Origin of the sequence: Paludisphaera sp. (assembly GCF_037189885.1) — a bacterium.
Classification (GTDB): Bacteria; Planctomycetota; Planctomycetia; order Isosphaerales; family Isosphaeraceae; genus Paludisphaera.
Window position 1 is genome coordinate 1 of the sequence record NZ_JBBCIR010000001.1, and the last position, 19,651, is coordinate 19,651.

The window sequence follows — 19,651 nt, forward strand, 5'->3', positions numbered from 1 at the left end:
TCGCCCCCTCATCCGGCCTTCGGCCACCTTCTCCCACGAGGGGAGAAGGGGGGCGTATTCGCGCGGCCGTCGCGGAATAAGCGTCGGGCCGACAGCCCGCCGGGAGGCACCGCGCCACTTCGAAAACGACGAACGAAGCCAACTCCAATCCGCCACAATCAATTTACCGGCAAACAACTTACGCGAACAACCGAGAAACGCCCAGGCGACGAACGAAGCCAACTTCGCGGCCGTCGCGGAGGGGAGCGTTCGCTCTCCACCTCGCCACGAAAAGCGAGTCGCGCGACCGACGCCATCCTCGCATTGCGACACCCCTCGCCCCGCCGCTGGCGCGGCCAACATCGCCCGCCGGAAGAGGGGACGGGATCGAGCCGGGGAGTGCCTCCAGGCGAGGGCGGGGACGGCCGAGCATCACTTCGAAAACGACGAACGAAGCCAACTCCAAACCGCGACTAGCAGCAGACCCCGAAAGGACTTACGCGAAAAACCAATAAGCGTCCGCGCGACGAACGAAGCCAACTTCGCGAGGCCCCCGGCGGCTCACTCGGTCTCCACGGTCACGGCCATCACCACGGGGGCGGTGCGGTCGTCTCCCTTGACGAACTCGATGCGATCGATCGTCTCGGGCCGGCCGGGGACGACGCGGACGTGGCGGAGCTGGCGGCCCCGGAGGGTGAAGGCCAGGTCGGAGCCGGGGACGTCGACGGGCCGGATGTAATCGGCCAGGTGGACGCCGTCCAGCAGCGGGTGGTCCTCCACCTGGCCGTCGGCGTAGCGCAGGCGGACGATCATCGAGGTCGTCTTGCTCGGCTCGCCGCCGTTGTAGGCCCAGCCCCCCACGCCGCCGAGGATGTGGACGGCCTTCGCCGGCGCGTTGCAGGGGATCTCGACCGCCTTCGGCATCCTCGGGGCGACCGGGCCGATGGGGCCGTTCAGCATGATCGCGTTCGGGGTCCGGTCCCCGTGCGGGTCGATGAGCTGGTACGGCACCCCCTGGAACTCCTTCGGCCCCCAATCGGGGAAGACCAGGCGCTCGACGGGGGACTCGGAGGCGAAGAACATCCCCCTGGTGGTGACGACGGTCGCCGCCTTGCGCAGGTCCAGCGGCAGGTACTTGCCCCGCGCGGTCAGGAACGCCAGCACGTCGCGCAGGCCGTCCTCGCCGAGCTGTTGCTCGAAGCCCTCGGGCATGAGCGACTTCTTGGACGCGATGATCTCGTCGATGTCCTCGCGGAGGATGGCGTGGGTCCTTGCCTCGGCGTCGAGGATCTCGACGGCCGTCCTGGACTCCGACGCCAGCAGCCCGTTGATGACGCGGCCGTCGGTGGTGGCCACGGCGTACTGGACGAAGTTCCCCTCCACGCTCCGGCTGGGGTCGACGACGTGGACGAGCAGCTCCGACCGGGGGTGCGAGGCCATGCCGCTCAGGTCGGGCCCCACGTCCCCCCCCTCCCCGCCGTGCCGGTGGCACTTGGCGCACTGGTCGACGTACAACGTCCTGCCCCGCGCCACGTCCCCCCCTTCCAGGACCGTCTTCGCCAGGCGGTCGACGACGGCCTGACGGTCGGCGTCGGGGAACGCCCCGCCGCGGGCGATCAGCGCGGAGGCGCGGGCGGCGAGCTCCTTGTCGGGGTGGGCGGCGAGCGCCTGCTTCTGGTCGAGCGACAGGTCCCCCAGGCTCACGTCGCCGGCGTCCACGGCGTCGAGCAGGTCGCCCGTCCAGTCGGCCCGGCCGAGCAGGGCGCGGAGGGCGGCCGAGCGGGCGGCGGGGGTCATGCGCGGGAGGGCGGAGAGGATCGCCCCGCCGGCCGAGCGGGCACGGCCCCTCGCCAGCGCCTCGACCAGCCCGACGGCCAGCGTCGGCGAGGAGCGAGGGGTGATCTGTTCCACCAGCCCCTCGGCGACCGCGTCGTCCTCGGGGCTCAGCTCGACGACCTCGCGGGCCGCGGCGACCCGGTCGGCCTCGGCCGCGGCGTCGTCGGCGACCTTCTCCAGCAGCCCCTTCGCGACGGCCGCCGACGCCTCCTTCATGGCCCCGCTCCCCCAGCGCGAGCCGAGGAAGACCAGCCGGCCCCTCCCCTCCGACGGCAGCCGGCCCAGCAGCGCGGCGAGGGCCTCCTCGGCGGCCTCGTCCAGCGTCGGCCGGACGTCGGCCGGCCAGCCCTTCTCCTCGCCGACCACGACCGCCTGGGCGACCGGCCGGCCGAACGGCGAGGAGGCGGGCTCGACGAACGCGGCGAACACCCCGGCGATCGTCCCCGCCGGCCCCCCCCGCGCGTGGTGCTCCGCGACCCGCGCGGCCAGCGCCAGCAGGGTCGGCGAGGGCTCGCCGGGCGCCCCGGCCGAGGCGGCGGCCAGCGCCTTCAGGAACGGCTCGGCGTGGGCCGCCGCGGCGCTCGTGGCGGCGTCGGGGATCCAGCGGTCCCCCTCCCCGAGGCCGGCGACCAGCGCCTTCGCCAGCGCCTCGCCGACGGCGGGATCCTCGGGGACGTCGGCCAGGGTCAGGAGCGCGGCCAGGCGGACCTGGGCATCGGCGTCGGCCAGCAGATCGGCGGCGAGCACGGCCCGCGCCGTCTCGGCGTCGCGCGGCAGCGTCAGCAGGGCGTTCCGCCGCACCCCGGCCGAGGGATGCCGGAGCGCCGAGGCGGCGGCCTCGCGGGCCTTCGGGTCGGCGTCGATCGCCCCCAGGCCGCGGAGCGTCCAGAGGGCGTGGATCGCGCCGGGGTTCAGCCCGATCGCGTCGACCTTCGGGTCGGTCGCCAGCGCCGCGAGCGCCGGGACGACGTCGGCCTTTCTCCGCTCGATCAGCAGCCGCTGGGCGTGCATCCGCCAGAGCTGGTTGTCGCGGGAGAGCGCCGCGACGAGGCCGTCGGCGTCGGCCGGGTCGAGCGGCGCGGCGACGGCCGCCGGCGCGTCCTTCCAGACGATCCGGTGGATCCGGCCGCGGGTCTGGTCGCGCAGCGGGGTGACGTAGGCGTTCCCCTTCCCGGTCTCGAACCCCTGGGGCGTCGGGTTGTGCTGCACGATGTAGTTGTACCAGTCCAGCACCCAGACGTGCCCGTCGGGGCCGACCTCCGCGGCGATCGGCGCGGTCCATTCGTCGTCGCTGGCGACGATGTTCCAGCCGCTGTACGAGGCGAAGTCGCTCCCCTTCGGCTGGAGCGTGAACGTCGCCGCCAGGTGCCCCGTCGGCTCGGCGACGAACGCCGTCCGGTTCCAGTAGGGCTCCGGGTACGTCCGGGCGGTGTACAGGGCGTGCCCGGCCGCGGCGGTGAAGCCGCCGTGATGGTCCACCTGCCGGACCTTGTCGGTCTCCGGGTAGATGTTGTTGGTCGCCGCGATCATCCGCAGCACGCCCGGCGACCAGCCCCGGACCGACTCGTAATAGCGGTTCGGCACGCCGAGGAAGACGCTAGGGCAGCCGTTGGCGGTGGAGCCGAAGATCAGCCCCTCCTCGCTGATTCCCACGCCCCACGAGTTGTTGCTTGTGCTGCGGAGGAACTCCAACTTCGACCCGTCGGGCCTGAAGCGAAAGAACCCCTGCGAGAACTCCAGCCGCTCCCCGCCGACGGTCCCCTTGAACGCCGAATAGCCGACGATCCCGTAAATCCACCCGTCCAGCCCGTATCGGAGATTGCTGGGCCCGGCGTGGGTGTCGTCCACGCCCCAGCCGGTGAACAACACCTTGCGGACGTCGGCCTTGCCGTCGCCGTCGGTATCCTTGAGGAACAGGGTATCGGGCGCCTGGAGGACGATCACCCCGCCGTCGTGATGGCAGAGGCTCGTCGGGATGTTCAGGCCCTCGGCGAAGACGGTGAACGAGTCCGCCTTGCCGTCGCCATCCGTGTCCTCGAGTATCTTGATCCGATCGCGTCCCTCGTCCCCGCGCGACTGCTTGGCGTTGGGGTAGTCGAAGCTCTCGGCGATCCAGAGCCGACCGCGATGGTCCCAGGCCATGCAGATGGGCCGGGCGATCTCGGGCTCGGCGGCGAACAGTGACGGCCCGAAGCCCTTCGGGACGACCAGGTGCTTGAGCGACTCCTCCGGGGCCATCGGCTCGGGCATTTGACGATACGGCTCCCCCTGGACGCCCCACCGTTCGGACGGGAGGTAGTTGGGGATGTCGGACCCGGCGTCGACGACGGCCGGCGGCTTCAGCCCCGGCGCGACGGTCGGCCGCGAGTCGTGCACCGGCCCGCCGGCCGCCCATCGGATCCCGCGCTCCAGCAGGGCCTGGAACCCCGGCTGCTCCCACGTCCGCGAGTCGTGGCCGTAGGCGGTGTAGAAGACGCGGCCCTTCCCTTGCTCTCGGGTCCAGGTGTAGGGCTCGCGGTCGCGGACCTGGAGGACCGTCCGGCCCTCCTCGTTATGCCGCTCGTGGACGTAGGTCTCGTCCCACGTCCTGAACGGGACGAGCCCCTTCATGATCGGGTGCTCGGGCGCGACGACGGTCGTCTCGAACACCCCCGTCTCGTGGCTCTTGAACTGGCCGCCGATCAGGGCAATGCACTCCGGCGAGTTCCGGAAGCAGAACGAGGCGCAATGGACCGGCACGAAGCCGCCCCCCCCCTCGACGTACTCCACCAGCGCCCTCGCCCGCTCCGGCGCGATCTCGTCGATGTTGGCGTAGAGCAGCAGCGCGTCATACCGCCGGAGCGTCGCCGGGTCGAGCGCCTCGGCGACGTCCTCGGTGTACGTCACGTCGATCCCGCGAAGGGCGAGCACCGGCGCGACCTGCGCCGCGCGGTCGGCCGGGGCGTGGTGGCCGCGGTCGCCCAGGAAGAGGACGCGGATCGGATCCGAGGGGGCCGGGTCGGCCCCGGCGGCGGCGAGGGCCGAGAGCAGCAGGGCGAGGCGCATCATTGGGTCGGTCCCGCGGGGAGGGGGGCCGCCGAGGCGTGGCGCGACGCGGAATCCTCGGCTTCCCGGACGCGACGATTCTAGCGGACGGCCGCCGCGGAGGGCCATCGCTCGTCGCCCCGGACGGCTCGCGGCCCCGGGGCGACGGCGGGGCGGCTCACTTGGCGGCGGCGGTCTCGGCCGGGTTCTTCTCCTCGCCGGGATCCTGGCGGAGGATGACGACGCGGTCGTGGAGGATCATGACGAGGTCGGAGCGGCCGTCGCCGTCGACGTCGCCGGCGGCCATCTCGCGGGGCTCGTAGGAGGTCCCGCCGCCGCGGAAGGACTTCCGCTCGTAGAGCTTGAAGGACAGGGCGCGGAGCAGATCCTCGGCGCCGTCGTAGGTGGCGACGTCCAGGGCCTGCTCGGCGACGTCGGTGAAGATCACGTCGGCGGCGCCGTCGGCGTTGAAGTCGCCGGCGATGAGGTCGCCGAGGCGGCTCTCGACGGCCCGGGGCTCGTAGCCGGCGATCTCCCGCAGGCGTCGGCCCCGGCCGCCGGTCTGGAGGACGGCGAAGCGGTCGGTGCCGGCGATGAGGAGGTCGTCGCGGCCGTCGCCGTCGAAGTCGCCGACGTGCAGGCCGTCGAAGTTGATCGCCCCCACGGCCAGGCTGCCGGCCTGGCGGAAGACGCCGTCCTTGGGGGTCAGGAACAGCAGCGACTTGGAGTTGCGGTCCAGCAGGACGACGTCCTTCCGCCCCTCGCCGGTGACGTCGAGCGCCGCGGCGCCCTGGATCTGGGCCGTGCCGCGGGAGGCGTTGTACTGGTCCTTGATCCGCCACTGGCCGTCGGCGTCGAGCGCCACGTCGCGGGCGAAGGTGTTCTGGGCGACGAGGACGGCCGGGCCGTCCAGGTCCGCCACGACCACCCCGGCGGGCGTCGCGCCGCCGACCGGGCCGAGGCCCCCCTCGAACGGCTTGAAGCCCTCGTCCGCCTGGCCCAGCAGCAGGATCGGCGAGCCGAAGGCGCTGAAGACCAGCAGGTCGGTCTCGCCGTCGCGGTTCACGTCCAGGGCCCGGATCGCGGTGGGCGCGCCGGTGAGGCCGGCGAGCGCGACCGAGTCGCCCGCGCCGAGCTTCACGTCCGCGAACCCCTCGGCGCCCTCGGGCCGGATCGCCCGCAGCTCGAACGTCTCGACGCCGGGCTTGGTCCGGGCGGCGTACACCAGCGCCGGCTTGCCCGCCTCCTCGACGTCGGCCAGGGCCATCGCCACGGGCTCACCCTTGGTGGGGAGCGCGGCGGGGAACGTCAGCCGCCCGCCTTCGAACCGGCTGCGGCCGATCTGCTTCTCCTGCTCGGAGAGGACGAACGCCTCGGCCTTGCCGTCGCCGTCGAGATCGGCGAGGAGGACCTGCCTGCCCCCCAGCAGGCCCGGGAACGACTCGGCGGCCTCCAGCCCCGCGCCGCCGGCCTGGCGGTAGACCCAGGACTGGGCGTTGGCCGGGTCGGTGACGACGACGTCCAGCTTGCCGTCGCCGTCGAGGTCCCCCGTGGCCAGGCTGCGCCCGCGCTCGTTCCCCTTGGGGAGGCCGAAGAAGGCCAGGCGGCCCCACTTGTCGTCCGAGTCGTCCGAGTCGTCCGAATCGGCGAGCGTGTAGACCTTCCCCCGGCCCGACTGCTCCTCGACCGTGAGAACCTCCACGCCCCCCTTGCCGTCGATCTGGCCGAACGCCAGGGCCCGGATCTTGGGGATGGCGAACTGCTGCTCCGGGCCGAGCTTCTTGTCCGGGGTGGAGAGCCGGGCGTGGATGGGGTGGTCGGAGTCGCCGTCGAGGATCAGCACGTCGAGGCCGCCGTCGCCGTCGACGTCCTCCAGCTTGACCATGCTCGGGCTGGTCGCGGTGTGGGGGGAGCGCTCGGGCTCGGCCAGCGCGCCGGGCTCGGGCTGGCGGATGAGCACCAGCTCCCCCTCGGTCAGCAGGACGATGTCGTCGCGGCCGTCGCGGTCGACGTCGCCGACGGCCAGGGCGTTGGTGGATTCCAGGGCGTCGCCGACCTTGATCCGGCGCGGCGGCCCGAACTTGCCGCCCCCCTCGTTGGGGAGGACGACGACCTCCGCGGGGGTGCCGTAGAAGACCAGGTCGGGCTTGCCGTCGCCGTTGAAGTCCCCGACGCCCAGGCTGACGACCTCGCGGTCGACGGAGATGTTCGCCGGCCGCATCCGCTTGTCGGACTCCAGCTCGTTGGCCTCCTTGCGGAAGGGGCCGGCGTCGGCGGCCTCGGCGGGCTTCCGGGAGGAGAGGAGCAGGTCGATCCGCGAGCGGGCGTTGTTGGCGACGATCACGTCGTCGGTCCCGTCGCCGTCGACGTCGGCGAGCGTCAGGTTGCCGATGCGGTAGTCGAGCTTGTACAGCTCCAGCGGCAGGAAGCCGAAATAGTCGGCCAGCCTGGGCTTGGCGTCCGCCTTGGGGGCGCCGTCCTCGGCCAGGGCGGGCGCCGCCGCCGTCCCGAGGCAGAGCGAGGCGATCGCGATCCCGCGGATCCACTGCGGTTTGGTCATCAGACGGTTCCCGACGAGCGACGACACGGACGGCCCCGGCCGGCCGACGCTTCGGCCCGCCTCCGCAACCAGACTACGGACGCCCGGCCGAACCGGCAAGTGGGGGGATTTCTCCCGCCCGCGCGGCCGGCGCGGGCCGTGACGACGATTAAGGCTCAAGTCCCCGCCGCGACCTCGCCGAACATGACAAGGCACGGGGTTTTGACGATTCCTCCGATCTTGCGGCGGGCACTCATGGCCGATCCCAGGACAATCCGGACGCCCGCGACGATCCGGGCCCTCGCGACGGCTGCCGCCATGCTGATGGCGCGGGGGGCGTCCGCCCAGGCGCCGATCCCGGCGCCGATGGTCCCGCTCCCGCCGCCGCCCCGGGTCGAGCCCGCGACCGCGGAGGCCGACCCGCTCCCCGAGCCCCTCGGGGACGACGCCCCGGTGCTCTCCGGCGGCGGGCTCGCCGCCGGGACGATCGAGGTCAAGGTGGGCCAGGGCCGTTTCCTGACGTTCCCCGAGGATCTCGCCCAGCCGGGCAAGCAGGCCCCGTTCCTGGCCATCGGCGACCCCCTCGTCGCCGACTTCTTCCAGGTCGGCCCGCGCCAGATCCGGCTGATGGGGAAGCGCCTGGGCGTCACGGATTTCATCGTGACCACGTCGACCGGCAAGACCTACGAGTACGAGCTGCGGGTCGTCCCCGACCTCCCCGCGCTCGACGACGAGCTGCGCCGGAGGTTCCCCGACGCCCGCCTGACGCTGTCGCCGCTGCGCGACAAGATCGTCGTGGAGGGCCAGGCCCGCGACGCCTCCGAGGTCGCCCGGATCATCTCGGCGATCGACGGCTACATCCGCAACGTCCAGCGCGTGATGGTGCTCGGCCAGGTGGGCGAGGCCCGCAACGAGATGATGGGGGGCGAGCCCGAAGACCCGGAGGCCCTCGACGGCGAGCCTCCGGCCGGGATCGGCGGCTTCGGCGCCGACCTGACCGGGTCGGCGTCCGGGATGATGCTCGGCGGGGGGGGGCGGGGCGTCGGCACCGGGCCGATCACGCCGCCGACGACCCCCGGCTCGCTGACGGCCAACCAGATCGCGACGAACCAGGTCCAGGTCATCAACCTGATCCGCGTCCCCACCTCGCAGCAGGTGCTGCTCAAGGTCCGGGTGGCGGAGCTGAACCGCACGGCCTTCCGCCAGATCGGCGCCGACTTCCTGGCGTCGATCCCCGAGTTCGCCAGCCTGTTCGGCACCCAGATCGGCGGCTCCCGCTTCGAGCCGGGCCGGGTCGGCCGGTCGACCTTCAACCCGATCGGGCCCCCCCCCGATCCGCGCAACATCGCCATGGCGGCCAGCTCCACCCTCTTCGGCACCTTCTCCGCGGCGCGGTTCAACACGGTGGTCACGGCGCTGCGGCGGAACAACCTGCTGAAGATCCTGGCCGAGCCGAACCTGGTGACGCTCAACGGCCATCAGGCGAACTTCCTGGCCGGCGGCCAGTTCCCGGTGCCGGTCAACTCCGGGATGGGGGGGGGCATCGGCGGGGGCAACGTGCAGGTGGAGTTCAAGGACTTCGGCGTCCGGCTGGCCTTCCTGCCGATCGTCGAGGACGGCGAGACCATCCGGCTGACCGTCGACCCGGAGGTCAGCTCGATCGACTTCTCGCTGGGGACGACGCTGGTCCCCGGCGGCTCGCCGGTCCCCGGCCTGAACGTCCGGCGCTCGCACACGACGGTCGAGCTGCGCCAGGGGGAGACGCTGGCGATCGCCGGCCTGATGCAGCTGGCGCTGGAGGGCGAGACCGAGCGGATCCCCGGCCTGGGCGACCTCCCCTACATCGGGGCCTTCTTCAGCAACACCACCAGTAACCGCATCGAGAAGGAGCTGGTGGTCCTGGTCACCCCCTACCTCATCGAGCCGATGAAGCCGGACCAGGTCCCCCCCACGCCCGGCGAGGAGGTGGACCAGCCCAACGACCTGGAGTTCTTCTTCATGAACCGGATCGAGGGCCGCACCGGCGTCGACGCCCGCGCCACGACCATGTACGACGACCCGCTCCACCTCGTCCGCCCGGCGCTCGTCGAGCGCAAGTACATGAACGGCCCGGTGGGGTTCTCGAAATGAGGGAGCGCGACGCCATGATCATCGAGACCGCGCGACGGGCGCTCGCCGCCGGGCTGCTGCTGGCGGCCCTGGCCCCGGCCGGGCGCGCCCAGGAAGCCCCGGTGTACATCCCCCCGCCCGCGACGTTCGCGGGCGCCGGCGGGCATGACGACATCGGCGCGATCGCGCCGCCGATCGTCCGGCCGGAGCCGGTGGTCGTGGAGCCGGCCGACGAGGTCCAGACGACCTTGGATCGCGCCCCGCTCGACCCCGTGGCCACGTCCCGGCGGGGGCCGCGCTTCGTCCTGAAGAAGATCCGCTCGTGGCACTGGCGGCGGGTGCAAGGGAAGCTCCTCGGCTACCCGGAGGAGTTCAAGCCTCGGCCGCTGGGCACGTCGGTCTACGCCATGGGCCGCACGATGGCCTCCAACGGGGCCGAGGCGCGGCTGGCCCTGTACGACTACGACTTCGTCGCCGGCTCGGCCGAGCTGACCGATCGGGGCCGCGACCAGCTCGCCAAGGCCGCGGCGCAGCTCGCCGCCAGCCCGTTCCCGCTGATCGTCGAGCGCACGCCGCGCGACCCGGCGTTGGCGGGCGAGCGGCGGCGGGTCGTGATCGAGACGCTGGCCGCCTCGTCGCTGCCTGTCGACGCCGGGCGGGTGCTCGTCGGCCAGCCCGCGCCGTTCGGCCTGTCGGGGATCGACGCGCAGATCATCAGCGCCAACGCCCTGAACCGGACGCAGCAGTACGGGCCGCCGATCCCGATCAACGCCAACGGCGTCAACAGCCCCAGCGGCGTCACGAACCAGATGGTGGGCGTCGTCCCCGGCCAGTGAGCCACGAGAGGGTTTGAGGCCATGCGAATCGACCGCCTCCTGATCGCGATCCTGGTCCCGGCCGCCCTGCTCTGCGGCGGCTGCCACGGCGGCCCGAGGCGTCGCGGCGAGCACGCCTCGGCGCGGCTGCTGGACACGGGTCCGGGCGCGAGGGTGACGAAGCGTCAGGCCGCCGACGTCGAGATCGCCATGGGCCGCGCGATGGAGGAGTCGGGCGACCTCGCCGGCGCCGAGGACGCCTACGCCCGGGCGCTCGCGAAGGATCCCCGCCGCGCCGACGCCGAGGCCCGCCTGGCCGTCCTGGCCCACCAGCGCGGCGACGAGGAGGCGTCCGACCGCCACTTCGCGGCCGCCCTGAAGCTCGCCCCGGACGACCCCGAGATCCTCTGCGACAGGGGCTACAGCCTGTACCTCCGCCGGAGCTGGGCCGACGCCGAGGCCCACTTCCGCAAGGCCCTGGACCGCGACCCGAGGCACGCCCGCGCGCACAACAACCTCGGCCTGACGCAGGCGCGCCGGGGGGACCGCGACGAGGCGCTCGCCGCCTTCGCCCGCGCCGGGCTCGACCCCGCCGACGCCCACGCCAACCTCGCCCTGGCGACGGCCATGGAAGGCCGGATGGACGAGGCCCGCGAGCTGTACGCCGCCGCCGTCGCCGCCAAGCCCGACTCCCCCGGCGCCCGCGAGGGCCTCCGCGCCGCCGACGCCGCCCTGGCCTCGCGCGGAGCCCCGGCGACGGCCCGGCTCGACCCCGCCGTGGCGCGGGCCTCGGCCCCCTCCCCCTGACGGCCGCCGGCGGCGGCTCAGTCCCCCTCCTCGGGGGGGGCGACGACCAGCACGCGGTCGATCCGGTTGTCGTCCATGTCGACGACCTCGAACGAGCAGCCCTCCCACTCGATCCGGTCGCCGACCCTGGGGACGCGGCCGAAGCGGGCGAAGAGGAAGCCGGCCAGGGTCCCGTAGTCCCCCTCGGGGAGCCGCGGGAGGCCGGGGAGGTCGGCGACCTCGGCGATCGCCAGCGTGCCGTCGAGCGACCACGAGCCGTCGTCGCGACGGACGGCGCGGGGGTCGGAGAGATCCTCCTCGGGGATGTCGCCGACGATCGCCTGGAGGATGTCGTTGTGGGTCAGCACCCCGACGACCGAGCCGTACTCGTCGACCACGATCACCATCGACGTCGCGGCCGACTTGAACTGCTCGAGCACCCGCAGCCCCGAGATCCCCTCGAAGATGAAGTGGGCCGGCTTCATCAGGGCGCGGACGTCCAGCGGCTCGCCGCCGAGCGTCCGGCTCAGGAGGTCCTTCGCCTGCACGACGCCCGCCACCCTGTCGAGCGAGCCCTCGCAGACCGGGAAGCTCGAATGCGCGCTCTCGACGACCTGGCGGCGGACCTCCTCGGGCGTGCCGTCGGCGTCCACCCAGACGACGTCCCCGCGCTGGGTCATCAGGATCCGGGACGCCAGGTCGTCGAGCCGGAGGAGCCGGCGCACCATGTCCCCCTCGACCGACTCGATCACGCCGGCCTCGGCCCCCTCGCGGACCATGTGGTGGATCTCCTCCTCGGTCACCGACGGCCCCTCGGCCGGCCGGCTCCGCAGCAGCCGCAGCACGACGTCGGTCGACCAGCCCAGCAGCTTCACCAGCGGGACCGCAGCGACCGAGAGGGCCCGCAGCGGCCCGGCGGCCAGCGAGGCGATCGCCTCCGGGCTGTTCAGGGCCAGCCGCTTCGGCACCAGCTCGCCGAGCACCAGCGTCAGGTACGAGATGGCCGCCACGACCGTCGTCAGCCCGACCGCCTCGGCGTAGGGCGCCATGCCCGGGAAGGTCGCGAGCCATCCCGCCAGCCGCGCGGCGATCGTCGCCCCGCCGAAGACCCCGGCCAGCGTCCCGACCACCGTGATCCCCACCTGGACCGTCGAGAGGAACCGGTTGGGATCCTCGGCCAGCTCGAGCGCCGCCGCCGCCCGCCCGTCCCCCTCGTCGGCCGCCTGCTTCAGCCGCGCCCGGCGGGCCGAGACCACCGCCAGCTCCGACATGGAGAATAGCCCGTTCGCGATGACCAGGGCCAGGATGACGCCCAGCTCGATGAGGATCGTCTTCAAGGATCGCCTCGCCCCTCTCGCCCGTTGACCCGCCCGACGCCGACCGGGCTTCAGCATACGCGAAGCCGGGCCGGCCGCCGAGGGGCGTCCTCAGCGATCCGGGGCCCCGGCCGCGGCGTCGCCCCCCTCCGCCCCGCCCAGCGCGGCCATCGCCTGGTAGACGGCCGGGGCCAGCAGGATGACGAAGACGGCCGGGAAGATGCAGAGGAGCGTCGGGAACAGGATCTTGGTCGAGGCCTTCTGCGCGCGCTCCTCGGCCATCTGCTTGCGCCGCTCGCGGAGCGAGTCGGAGTGGGCCTTCAGGCTCTTGACCAGGCTGGCGCCGAACCGCTCCGCCTGGCCCACGACCGTCGCCATCGAGCCCGCCTCGTCCAGCCCCGTGCGCTCGGCGAAGTGCAGCAGGGCCTCGCCCGGCGACCGCCCGAGCTGGATCTCCCGGTCGACGATCCGCAGCTCCCCCCCCAGCAGCGGGTGCGCCGAGGCGATCTCCTGGGCGACCCGCTTCAGGCCCGCCTGGAAGCTCAGCCCTCCCTCCAGGCAGATGACGAGCACGTCCAGCGCGTCGGGCAATGCGCGGCGCAGCTTGGCCTGGCGCCGCTTGCGGCGGTCGTCCAGCCAGAAGCTCGGGCCGACCATCCCCGCGACGAACAGCCCCAGCGCCGCGCCGATCGACGTCGCCGGCGGCGCCGCCCCGGAGAACATCAGGCCGACCCCGAGGATCAGGGCGCCGATCAGGATCGCCAGCTTGACGCCCAGGAAGACGTGCAGCGCCTGGCGGTTGTACAGGCCGGCCAGGACCAGCCGCGCGGCCAGCCGGTTGCGCTCCTTCTCGTCCTCCGGCACCATGACCTTGCCCAGCTTCGGCAGCGCCGCGCGGGCGATCTTGGCGACCGCCTCGGGGCGCTCGGGCCCCTCGTCGTCGCGCCCCTTCTTGCCCGAAAGCTCGTCCAGCCGCGTCGCCAGCCGGCCCCGACGGCCCGAGAGCCCCAGGCCGGCCGCCGCCGCCAGGCCGGCGACCGCCGCGAAGATCGCCAGCAGCCCGATCGTCTCGGTGTCCATGACGTCCTCAGAAGTCGAAGTTCACGATCTTGCGGATCCAGAGCACGCCGACCGCCTCGATCGCGAACGTCCCGGCCAGGATGTCGCCGTGGTCGAACAGGACCGAGGCGTAGTCATAATTCAGGAAGAGCAGCAGGATCAGCATCAGCGGGGGCATCGCCGCCAGGATCCAGCCCTGCATCCGCCCCTCCGCCGTCAGCGCCGAGATCGCCCCGCGGATGCGGTAGCGCTCGCGGACCACGCCCGCCAGCTTGGAGAGCATCTCCGAGAGGTTGCCGCCGGTCTGCTGCTGCACCAGGACGGCCAGGACGAAGATCTTCAGCTCCACGATCCCGGTCCGCCGGGTCAGCTCGCGGAAGGCGACCTCGGGGGAGAGCCCCAGGTTCTGCTGCTCGTAGCAGTAGGCGAACTCGGCGGAGATCGGCTGCGGGAACTCCTCGGCCACGCCCAGGATCGCCTGCCCCAGGCTCTGGCCCGCGCGGACCACGCGGGCCATCAGGTCGAAGGCGTCCGGGAGCTGCGAGCGCAGCCTCTCCATGCGGGCGTCGCGGCGGCGCTTGACGTACCAGATCGGCGCGACGCCCCCCACGACGGCCGCGATCGCGACGTGCAGCGCGCTCCCCCCCGCGGCGAACGCGACCCCCCCGAACGCCGCGGCGGCCCCCGCCGCGATCGCCAGCAGCCGCCCCGGCTCCAGGTCCAGGCCCGACTGCTCCACCATCGTCTCGAACCGCTCCCTCCAGCCCGGCGAGGCCCCCTCGTCGCGCGCCGCCGCCACCTGGTCCAGGTTCTTGAACAGCGACGCCTTCTTCTTCGCCGAGGTCGCGGCCTTCCGCTTCAGGAACTCCACGTCCACCCGCTCGCTCACCCGCGCGCGGTCGCGGAGGAACAGGTCGGAGACCACCTGATACACGGCGACCACGAACGCGACGGCCGAGGCCGCCGCCAGGGTCGCCACGAGCGAATCGTTCACGACGACGCCTCCCGGCCGCGGCCGAACAGGCCCCAGAGCCGATCCCCCTCGGGCGACGGCGGGGCCGGCGCGGACGACTCGGCCGACGAGTCGGCGCCGAGGATGCGCGCCTCGAACAGGTCGGGGGGCAGGGCCAGGCCCGCCTCCTCCAGCCGGCCGAGGCACTTCGGCCGGACGCCGGTGCAGTAGTGGTAGCCCTGCGCCCGGCGCTCCTCGTCCACGCCGGTCTGCTTGAAGACGAAGATGTCCTGCATGCTGACCACGTCGTCCTCCATGCCGACGATCTCCGACACCTTGAGGATCCGCCGCACGCCCCCGGAGAGCCTCGACGCCTGGACCAGGAGCTGCACGGCCGAGGCGATCTGCCGGCGGATGATCCAGATCGGCAGGTCGAAGCCCGCCATGCCGACCATCATCTCCATGCGGCCGATGGCGTCGCGGGTGTCGTTGGCGTGGATCGTGGTCAGCGAGCCGTCGTGGCCGGTGTTCATCGCCTGGAGCATGTCCAGCGTCTCGCCGCCGCGGCACTCGCCGACGACGACCCGCTCCGGCCGCATGCGCAGCGAGTTCTTGACCAGATCCCGCGTCGTGATCGCCCCCTCCCCCTCGATGTTCGGCGGCCGGGTCTCCATCCGGACGACGTGCGGCTGCTGGAGCCGCAGCTCGGCCGCGTCCTCGATCGTCACCACCCGCTCGTCCTCGGGGATGAACGCCGAGAGCGCGTTGAGCAGCGTCGTCTTCCCGGAGCCCGTGCCGCCGGAGATCACCATGTTGACCCGGCCGCGGATGCAGGCCGAGAGGAAGTCCACCATCTCGCGCGTCATCGCCCGCTTGGCCACCAGGTCCTCGACCAGCAGCGGCGACTTGCCGGCGCGGCGGATGGACAGGAGCGTGCCGTCCAGCGCCAGCGGCGGGATGACGGCGTTGACGCGCGAGCCGTCCGGAAGCCGGGCGTCGCACAGCGGCGACGTCTCGTCGATCCGCCGCCCGACCCGGCCGACGATCCGCCGCACGATCTCCTGGAGGTGCTTCTCGTCGTTGAAGACGACGTCGGTCCGGTGGAGCCGGCCCCCCTTCTCCACGTAGACGACCTTGGGGCCGTTAACCAGGATGTCGGAGACGCTCGGGTCGCGCATCAGCCCTTCCAGCGGGCCGATGCCGAACGTCTCGTCGAGCACGTCCTCGATCAGCCGCTCGCGCTCCGAGAGGCTCAGCAGGTCGTCGTGGCGGAGGCAGAGCTGCTCGGCGCCGCGGCGGATCTCGTCGCGGATCTCGTCCTCGCTCATCGACCCCATCGCCGAGAGGTCCAGCTCGGAGATGAGCCGCTGGTGCAGCTCCTTCTTGATCCTCAGGTGTCGCTCCTCGGCCGAGCCCGGCCCCGGCGCCCTGCGATCCGCGACGTCCAGCATGCCGCCCATCGTCCCGTCCTCCTCGACCGCGTCCCGGCCGTCGCGGCGACGGCCCTATCCATAACCTAGTGCGCGCCTCGCCCGGCGGCGACGCGACGCCAGGGCCGCCAGCCGGCCCGAGCCCCGCGGCGCTCGGCCGGCGCGTCGCCCGGCCGCGACGTCTCGAGCGACCTCGCGAGCTGGAGGAGCGACCGCCCCGCGCGCGAGGCCGGCGCCTCGAGCACCACCGGGACGCCGTTGTCGTTCGCCCTCGCGACGGCCCGGGGATCCTCCGGGATGGAGTGGGCGACCTTCATCCCCAGCGCCTCCTCCACCTTGGCCCGGGGGACCTCGACGGCCTGCCCGGCGCGATTGACCACCAGCCGCGCGCGCTCGCCCGCCAGCCCCATCCGGCCCAGGTGCTCCAGCGCCCGGTGGGCGTTCCGCAGCGAGTTGAAGTCCTGCCGGAGCGGGAGCAGAAGGACGTCCGCCTGCCGCAGCGCCGCGAGCTGCTCCTCGCGATAGGTGTGGTCGACGTCCACGATCACGTACGGGAAGGCGGCGCGGGCCAGGTCGATCGCCCGCGCGACCCCCTCGGCGCGCACCAGCGTCACGTCGGCGATGCGGGCGGGGGCGGCCAGCAGGGCCACGCCCGACTCGTGGCGGGCCAGCGTCCGTTCGAGCATCACGCGGTCGAACGTCGCGGCGTTGCGGCAGAGGTCGGACAGGCTGAACGTCGGCTTGAGGTCCAGCAGCGCCGCCAGGTCGCCCGTCTCCAGCTTCAGGTCGACGAGCCCGGCGGAGCGGTGGTCGGTCGCCAGCGCCACGGCCAGGTTCGCGGCGATCGTGCTGGCCCCGGCCCCCCCGCTGGCGCCGAGCACGGCGACCACCCGCCCCAGGCTGGCCGCGTCCTTCGGCTCGGCCAGCCGCTTCAGCGCCGCGGCCAGCTCGACCTCCAGATCCCCCTTGTCCAGGTAGTCGCGGACGCCGGCGCGGAGCGCCTGGAGGACGAACCGGGCGTCCGAGGTCGGCCCCAGGGCCAGCAGCCGGCCGCCGGCCGCCGGCGCGACCCGCGCCAGCAGGTCCAGCGCCGCCGCCGGGTCGGCGGGCAGGGCCACCACCACCACCCCCGCCCCGCCCTCCCGCGCCAGCCTGCCGACGGCCAGGGCCGACGGCAGGACATCCGCCTTCGGGGCGTTCGGCTCGTGAAAAGAGAGGACCGACCGGATCCGCGACGCGATCGACTCGTCGTCGGCCACGATGAAGTTCGCCATGACCATTCCCTTGCCGGCGCTCGGCATTCCTACACGTGCGGAAAGATCGTCATCGGGGGAGGACGGCCGCCGCGGCGGCCGTCGAGGTCTCGGCGGCGGTCGGCCGCGGCGCCGCGCGTCGGCGCTGGTGGACGGTGATCTGGTCGCGGCCGGCGAGCGTGCCGCGCAGGGTGCGGATCGTGAGCACCACGGGCTCGGGCTCGGGCTCGACGGCAAGGGCGGGCGGGGGAGGCTCGATCGGCCCGGCCGGCGCGGGCGGCGTGGCGGGCGGCAGGCCGAGGTCGGCGAGGGTCGCCGTCGTCTCCTCGATCGGGGCCTCGTCGCGGCCGTTGCGCAGCGCGAGGTGGAGCGTCCCCTTGTTCTGGCCCAGGTCCAGGATCGCGGCCTGTCGGGGCGTGACCAGCAACGTGACCGACCGCGTGCCGTTGGGGTCGGCCTTGGCGCCGGCGTCGGCCTCGACGGTCGTGTGCACGGCCAGCAGCTCGATGTTCTGGAGCAGCGTCGTGGTCGTCGCGTCGTCGTCCCCGCGCGAGCCCGACGGCGTGATGGTCAGCAGGACGTCCACGCGGTTTCCCGGCTGGATCAGCCCGGCGAGGCTGGAGGAGAAGCTCGGCGTCTGGATGGTGAAGGCCCGCATCCCCGCCGGGATCATCGACGCCATCCCCGGACGGCTCCCCTTCGGCAGCAGCTTGGGCTCGATGACGAACTCCCCCTTGAGCATCGGGATCGACGGCGTGCGCGAGGTCGCTTCCTCCAGCGAGGCCAGCCGACCCTCGGGAGCCCGCGACTTCGGGATCTCGCGGATCTCCACCCTGGCGGCGTCGATCGGCTCGCCCCGCGCCAGATCATCCAGCGCGACGACCGCCGCGACCGTCTCCTCGGCCGGCGCCGCCGGCTTCTTCATGGAAGAGCGCACGCCCCAGACGGCGGCCAGGCCGCTGACCAGGGCGAGCATCACCACCGCGAGCGTCTGGGGCCTCATGGCGCGATCCCTTCACGGCTAGGCACGACACGGCCCCCTCCCCCCGGGGGAGGAGGGGGCCCGGAGGATCGGATGAAGGGGAGGCGATCCGGAGCGCCGCCGGGATCCCCGGCCGCTTCGCGGGCCGCCCCCCTCGCGTGACGAAAACCCTCGGCGTCGAGGGGCCCCTAGAATCCGCGATGATCCGAGAGGACGACGAGGAAGAAGCCCGCGCAGGTCATGGCGGCGAACGGGACCAGTCGTCTTCGACGGTCTCCCCGGGCCGCCTCGACGGCGATGGGCGCGGCGGGCCCCGGCCGGAAGTCCAGCCGGAGCATCCGGAGCGCCAGATGCATCAGGTCGGCGGCCGCCTGTCGCAGGCCGCCGTTGAGGATGGTCAGGGCCAGGGCGTAGAGCCCGGCAAGGATCGCCGAGGCGAGGAAGACGTGCAGCGTGAGCGCGGGGCCGAGCCACGCGCCCAGGGCGGTCAGCAACTTGACGTCGCCCGCCCCCACGCCCCCCATCGCGAAGAACCCGACGAGCAGGCCGAAGCCCGCGAGGGCCCCGAGCCCGCTCGTCGCCAGGCCCGCCCAACCCCCGGACAGGCCCGAGGCGATCAGCCCGCCGGCCAGCGCCGGGAGGGTCAGGGCGTTGTACACCTTGAACTTCCAGAGGTCCGTCCCGGCGGCGATCAGGCAGGCGACCGCCGCCGCGGACAGCGACATCATCTCATGACCGGCCACGGCGACTCGCCTCCCTGGACTCTCGACCTCATTTGCCGACCGGCGGGGTGCCGCCGGTGCCGCCGGGGTTGGCCGGCGGGGGCCCGCCGCCGGAGGCGACCGGCGCGGGGCCCGCGGAGAAAGCCTCGGCCCCGCCCTGGAACTTCGACGCCACGATCGACCCGAGCCCCCCGGCCGCGGCGACCGCCATGCCGGCGATCAGGGCGGCCATCAAGGCGTACTCGGCGAGGACCGCCCCCGTCTCCTCGGCCCAGAAACGTCCGAGCATGCTCATGACCCACTCTCACGGGTCCGCGAGGTGAAGGGACCGGCCGGCGTCGTCAATTGCCGGCGCTGGTGATGCTCGTCCCGACGCCGGTGAACTTGGTGTTGATGGCGCCGCTCAGCGTCCCGATGGCCGCGACGGCCGCGGCGGCGATCAGGGCGACCATCAGGGCGTACTCGACCATCGTGGCGCCTTCCTCTTCGGTCATCAGACGGGCCAGGAAGTTGCGCATTGGAGTCTCTCCTTGGGGTTGGTGGGCCCGGGGCGACGGCGTTCCCGGCCGGTCGTCTCGGGCCTTCTTCTCGGCGGGGGGCGGTGCGTCCGTCTCATCTCGCCGGCGGTCGACTGTTCGTGTCGGCCCACGTTAGAAACCAAGGTCACGGATCGACGGCTGTCAACAAATCGGGCGGCCCGCGATGCTTTTTCGCCCGGCCCCTCGCACGCCCGGAAACGCGCCGCCCCTCCCGGCCGGCAATCCCGGCCCCGCCCGCGTCCGTGGCCTAGGGTTCCCGTGAAGGATGTTGGCGAAGCCAGGGGGATCCCATGAGGCGCGACGGGAGACG

14 protein-coding genes are annotated in these 19,651 nt (G+C 73.1%); 3 read left to right on the plus strand and 11 right to left on the minus strand.

Going from position 1 to position 19,651, the window contains the following annotated elements; translation table 11 throughout:
- Window positions 1–540: 540 nt before the first annotated feature.
- Together WG209_RS00005 and WG209_RS00010 are read right to left on the minus strand one after the other, a co-directional pair.
- Window positions 541–4,863 carry a PVC-type heme-binding CxxCH protein gene (locus WG209_RS00005; RefSeq protein WP_337172923.1) on the minus strand — a complete coding sequence of 1,441 codons (4,323 nt, stop codon included), beginning with the start codon at window positions 4,861–4,863 and terminating at the stop codon, window positions 541–543.
- 154 nt (window positions 4,864–5,017) lie between these two features.
- Entirely contained in the window at window positions 5,018–7,399 is a 2,382-nt protein-coding gene (locus tag WG209_RS00010) for a VCBS repeat-containing protein (RefSeq protein WP_337172924.1), read from the minus strand.
- 297 nt (window positions 7,400–7,696) lie between these two features.
- Between WG209_RS00010 and WG209_RS00015 the strand changes: the two genes are divergently transcribed.
- Genes WG209_RS00015 through WG209_RS00025 form a run of 3 tightly spaced genes read left to right on the plus strand, consistent with a single transcriptional unit; the run spans window position 7,697 to window position 11,109 of the window.
- Window positions 7,697–9,508 (plus strand): pilus assembly protein N-terminal domain-containing protein, encoded by a 1,812-nt coding sequence (locus tag WG209_RS00015; RefSeq protein ID WP_337172925.1) that lies wholly within the window; start codon window positions 7,697–7,699, stop codon window positions 9,506–9,508.
- A 14-nt stretch (window positions 9,509–9,522) separates the two neighbouring features.
- Window positions 9,523–10,323 (plus strand): hypothetical protein, encoded by an 801-nt coding sequence (locus tag WG209_RS00020; protein WP_337172926.1) that lies wholly within the window; start codon window positions 9,523–9,525, stop codon window positions 10,321–10,323.
- 21 nt (window positions 10,324–10,344) lie between these two features.
- Window positions 10,345–11,109 carry a tetratricopeptide repeat protein gene (locus tag WG209_RS00025; RefSeq protein ID WP_337172927.1) on the plus strand — a complete coding sequence of 255 codons (765 nt, stop codon included), beginning with the start codon at window positions 10,345–10,347 and terminating at the stop codon, window positions 11,107–11,109.
- 17 nt (window positions 11,110–11,126) lie between these two features.
- Here the strand turns inward: WG209_RS00025 and WG209_RS00030 are convergent, their stop codons facing one another.
- The 9 genes from WG209_RS00030 to WG209_RS00070 all read right to left on the minus strand — a co-directional run bounded on the left by WG209_RS00030 (window position 11,127) and on the right by WG209_RS00070 (window position 19,320).
- Complete coding sequence (locus tag WG209_RS00030; protein WP_337172928.1) at window positions 11,127–12,425, minus strand: hemolysin family protein; 1,299 nt, start codon at window positions 12,423–12,425, stop codon at window positions 11,127–11,129.
- A gap of 90 nt (window positions 12,426–12,515) precedes the next feature.
- Entirely contained in the window at window positions 12,516–13,484 is a 969-nt protein-coding gene (locus WG209_RS00035; RefSeq protein ID WP_337172929.1) for a type II secretion system F family protein, read from the minus strand.
- Window positions 13,485–13,491: 7 nt separating this feature from the next.
- A complete protein-coding gene (locus WG209_RS00040; protein WP_337172930.1) occupies window positions 13,492–14,457 on the minus strand; it encodes a type II secretion system F family protein in 966 nt (321 codons plus the stop codon).
- Window positions 14,454–15,875 (minus strand): CpaF family protein, encoded by a 1,422-nt coding sequence (locus WG209_RS00045; protein ID WP_337172931.1) that lies wholly within the window; start codon window positions 15,873–15,875, stop codon window positions 14,454–14,456. Before WG209_RS00045 ends, WG209_RS00040 begins: the two co-directional genes overlap by 4 nt.
- A gap of 56 nt (window positions 15,876–15,931) precedes the next feature.
- Window positions 15,932–17,119: a hypothetical protein gene (locus tag WG209_RS00050; RefSeq protein ID WP_337172932.1), complete on the minus strand. Its 1,188-nt coding sequence runs from the start codon at window positions 17,117–17,119 to the stop codon at window positions 15,932–15,934.
- A 49-nt stretch (window positions 17,120–17,168) separates the two neighbouring features.
- Window positions 17,169–18,101, minus strand: a complete 933-nt coding sequence (gene cpaB, locus WG209_RS00055; protein WP_337172933.1) for a Flp pilus assembly protein CpaB — start codon at window positions 18,099–18,101, stop codon at window positions 17,169–17,171.
- A 167-nt stretch (window positions 18,102–18,268) separates the two neighbouring features.
- Window positions 18,269–18,823: an A24 family peptidase gene (locus WG209_RS00060; RefSeq protein WP_337172934.1), complete on the minus strand. Its 555-nt coding sequence runs from the start codon at window positions 18,821–18,823 to the stop codon at window positions 18,269–18,271.
- A 28-nt stretch (window positions 18,824–18,851) separates the two neighbouring features.
- Window positions 18,852–19,097 carry a hypothetical protein gene (locus WG209_RS00065; protein WP_337172935.1) on the minus strand — a complete coding sequence of 82 codons (246 nt, stop codon included), beginning with the start codon at window positions 19,095–19,097 and terminating at the stop codon, window positions 18,852–18,854.
- A gap of 46 nt (window positions 19,098–19,143) precedes the next feature.
- Entirely contained in the window at window positions 19,144–19,320 is a 177-nt protein-coding gene (locus WG209_RS00070) for a Flp family type IVb pilin (protein WP_337172936.1), read from the minus strand.
- Window positions 19,321–19,651 lie beyond the last annotated feature (331 nt).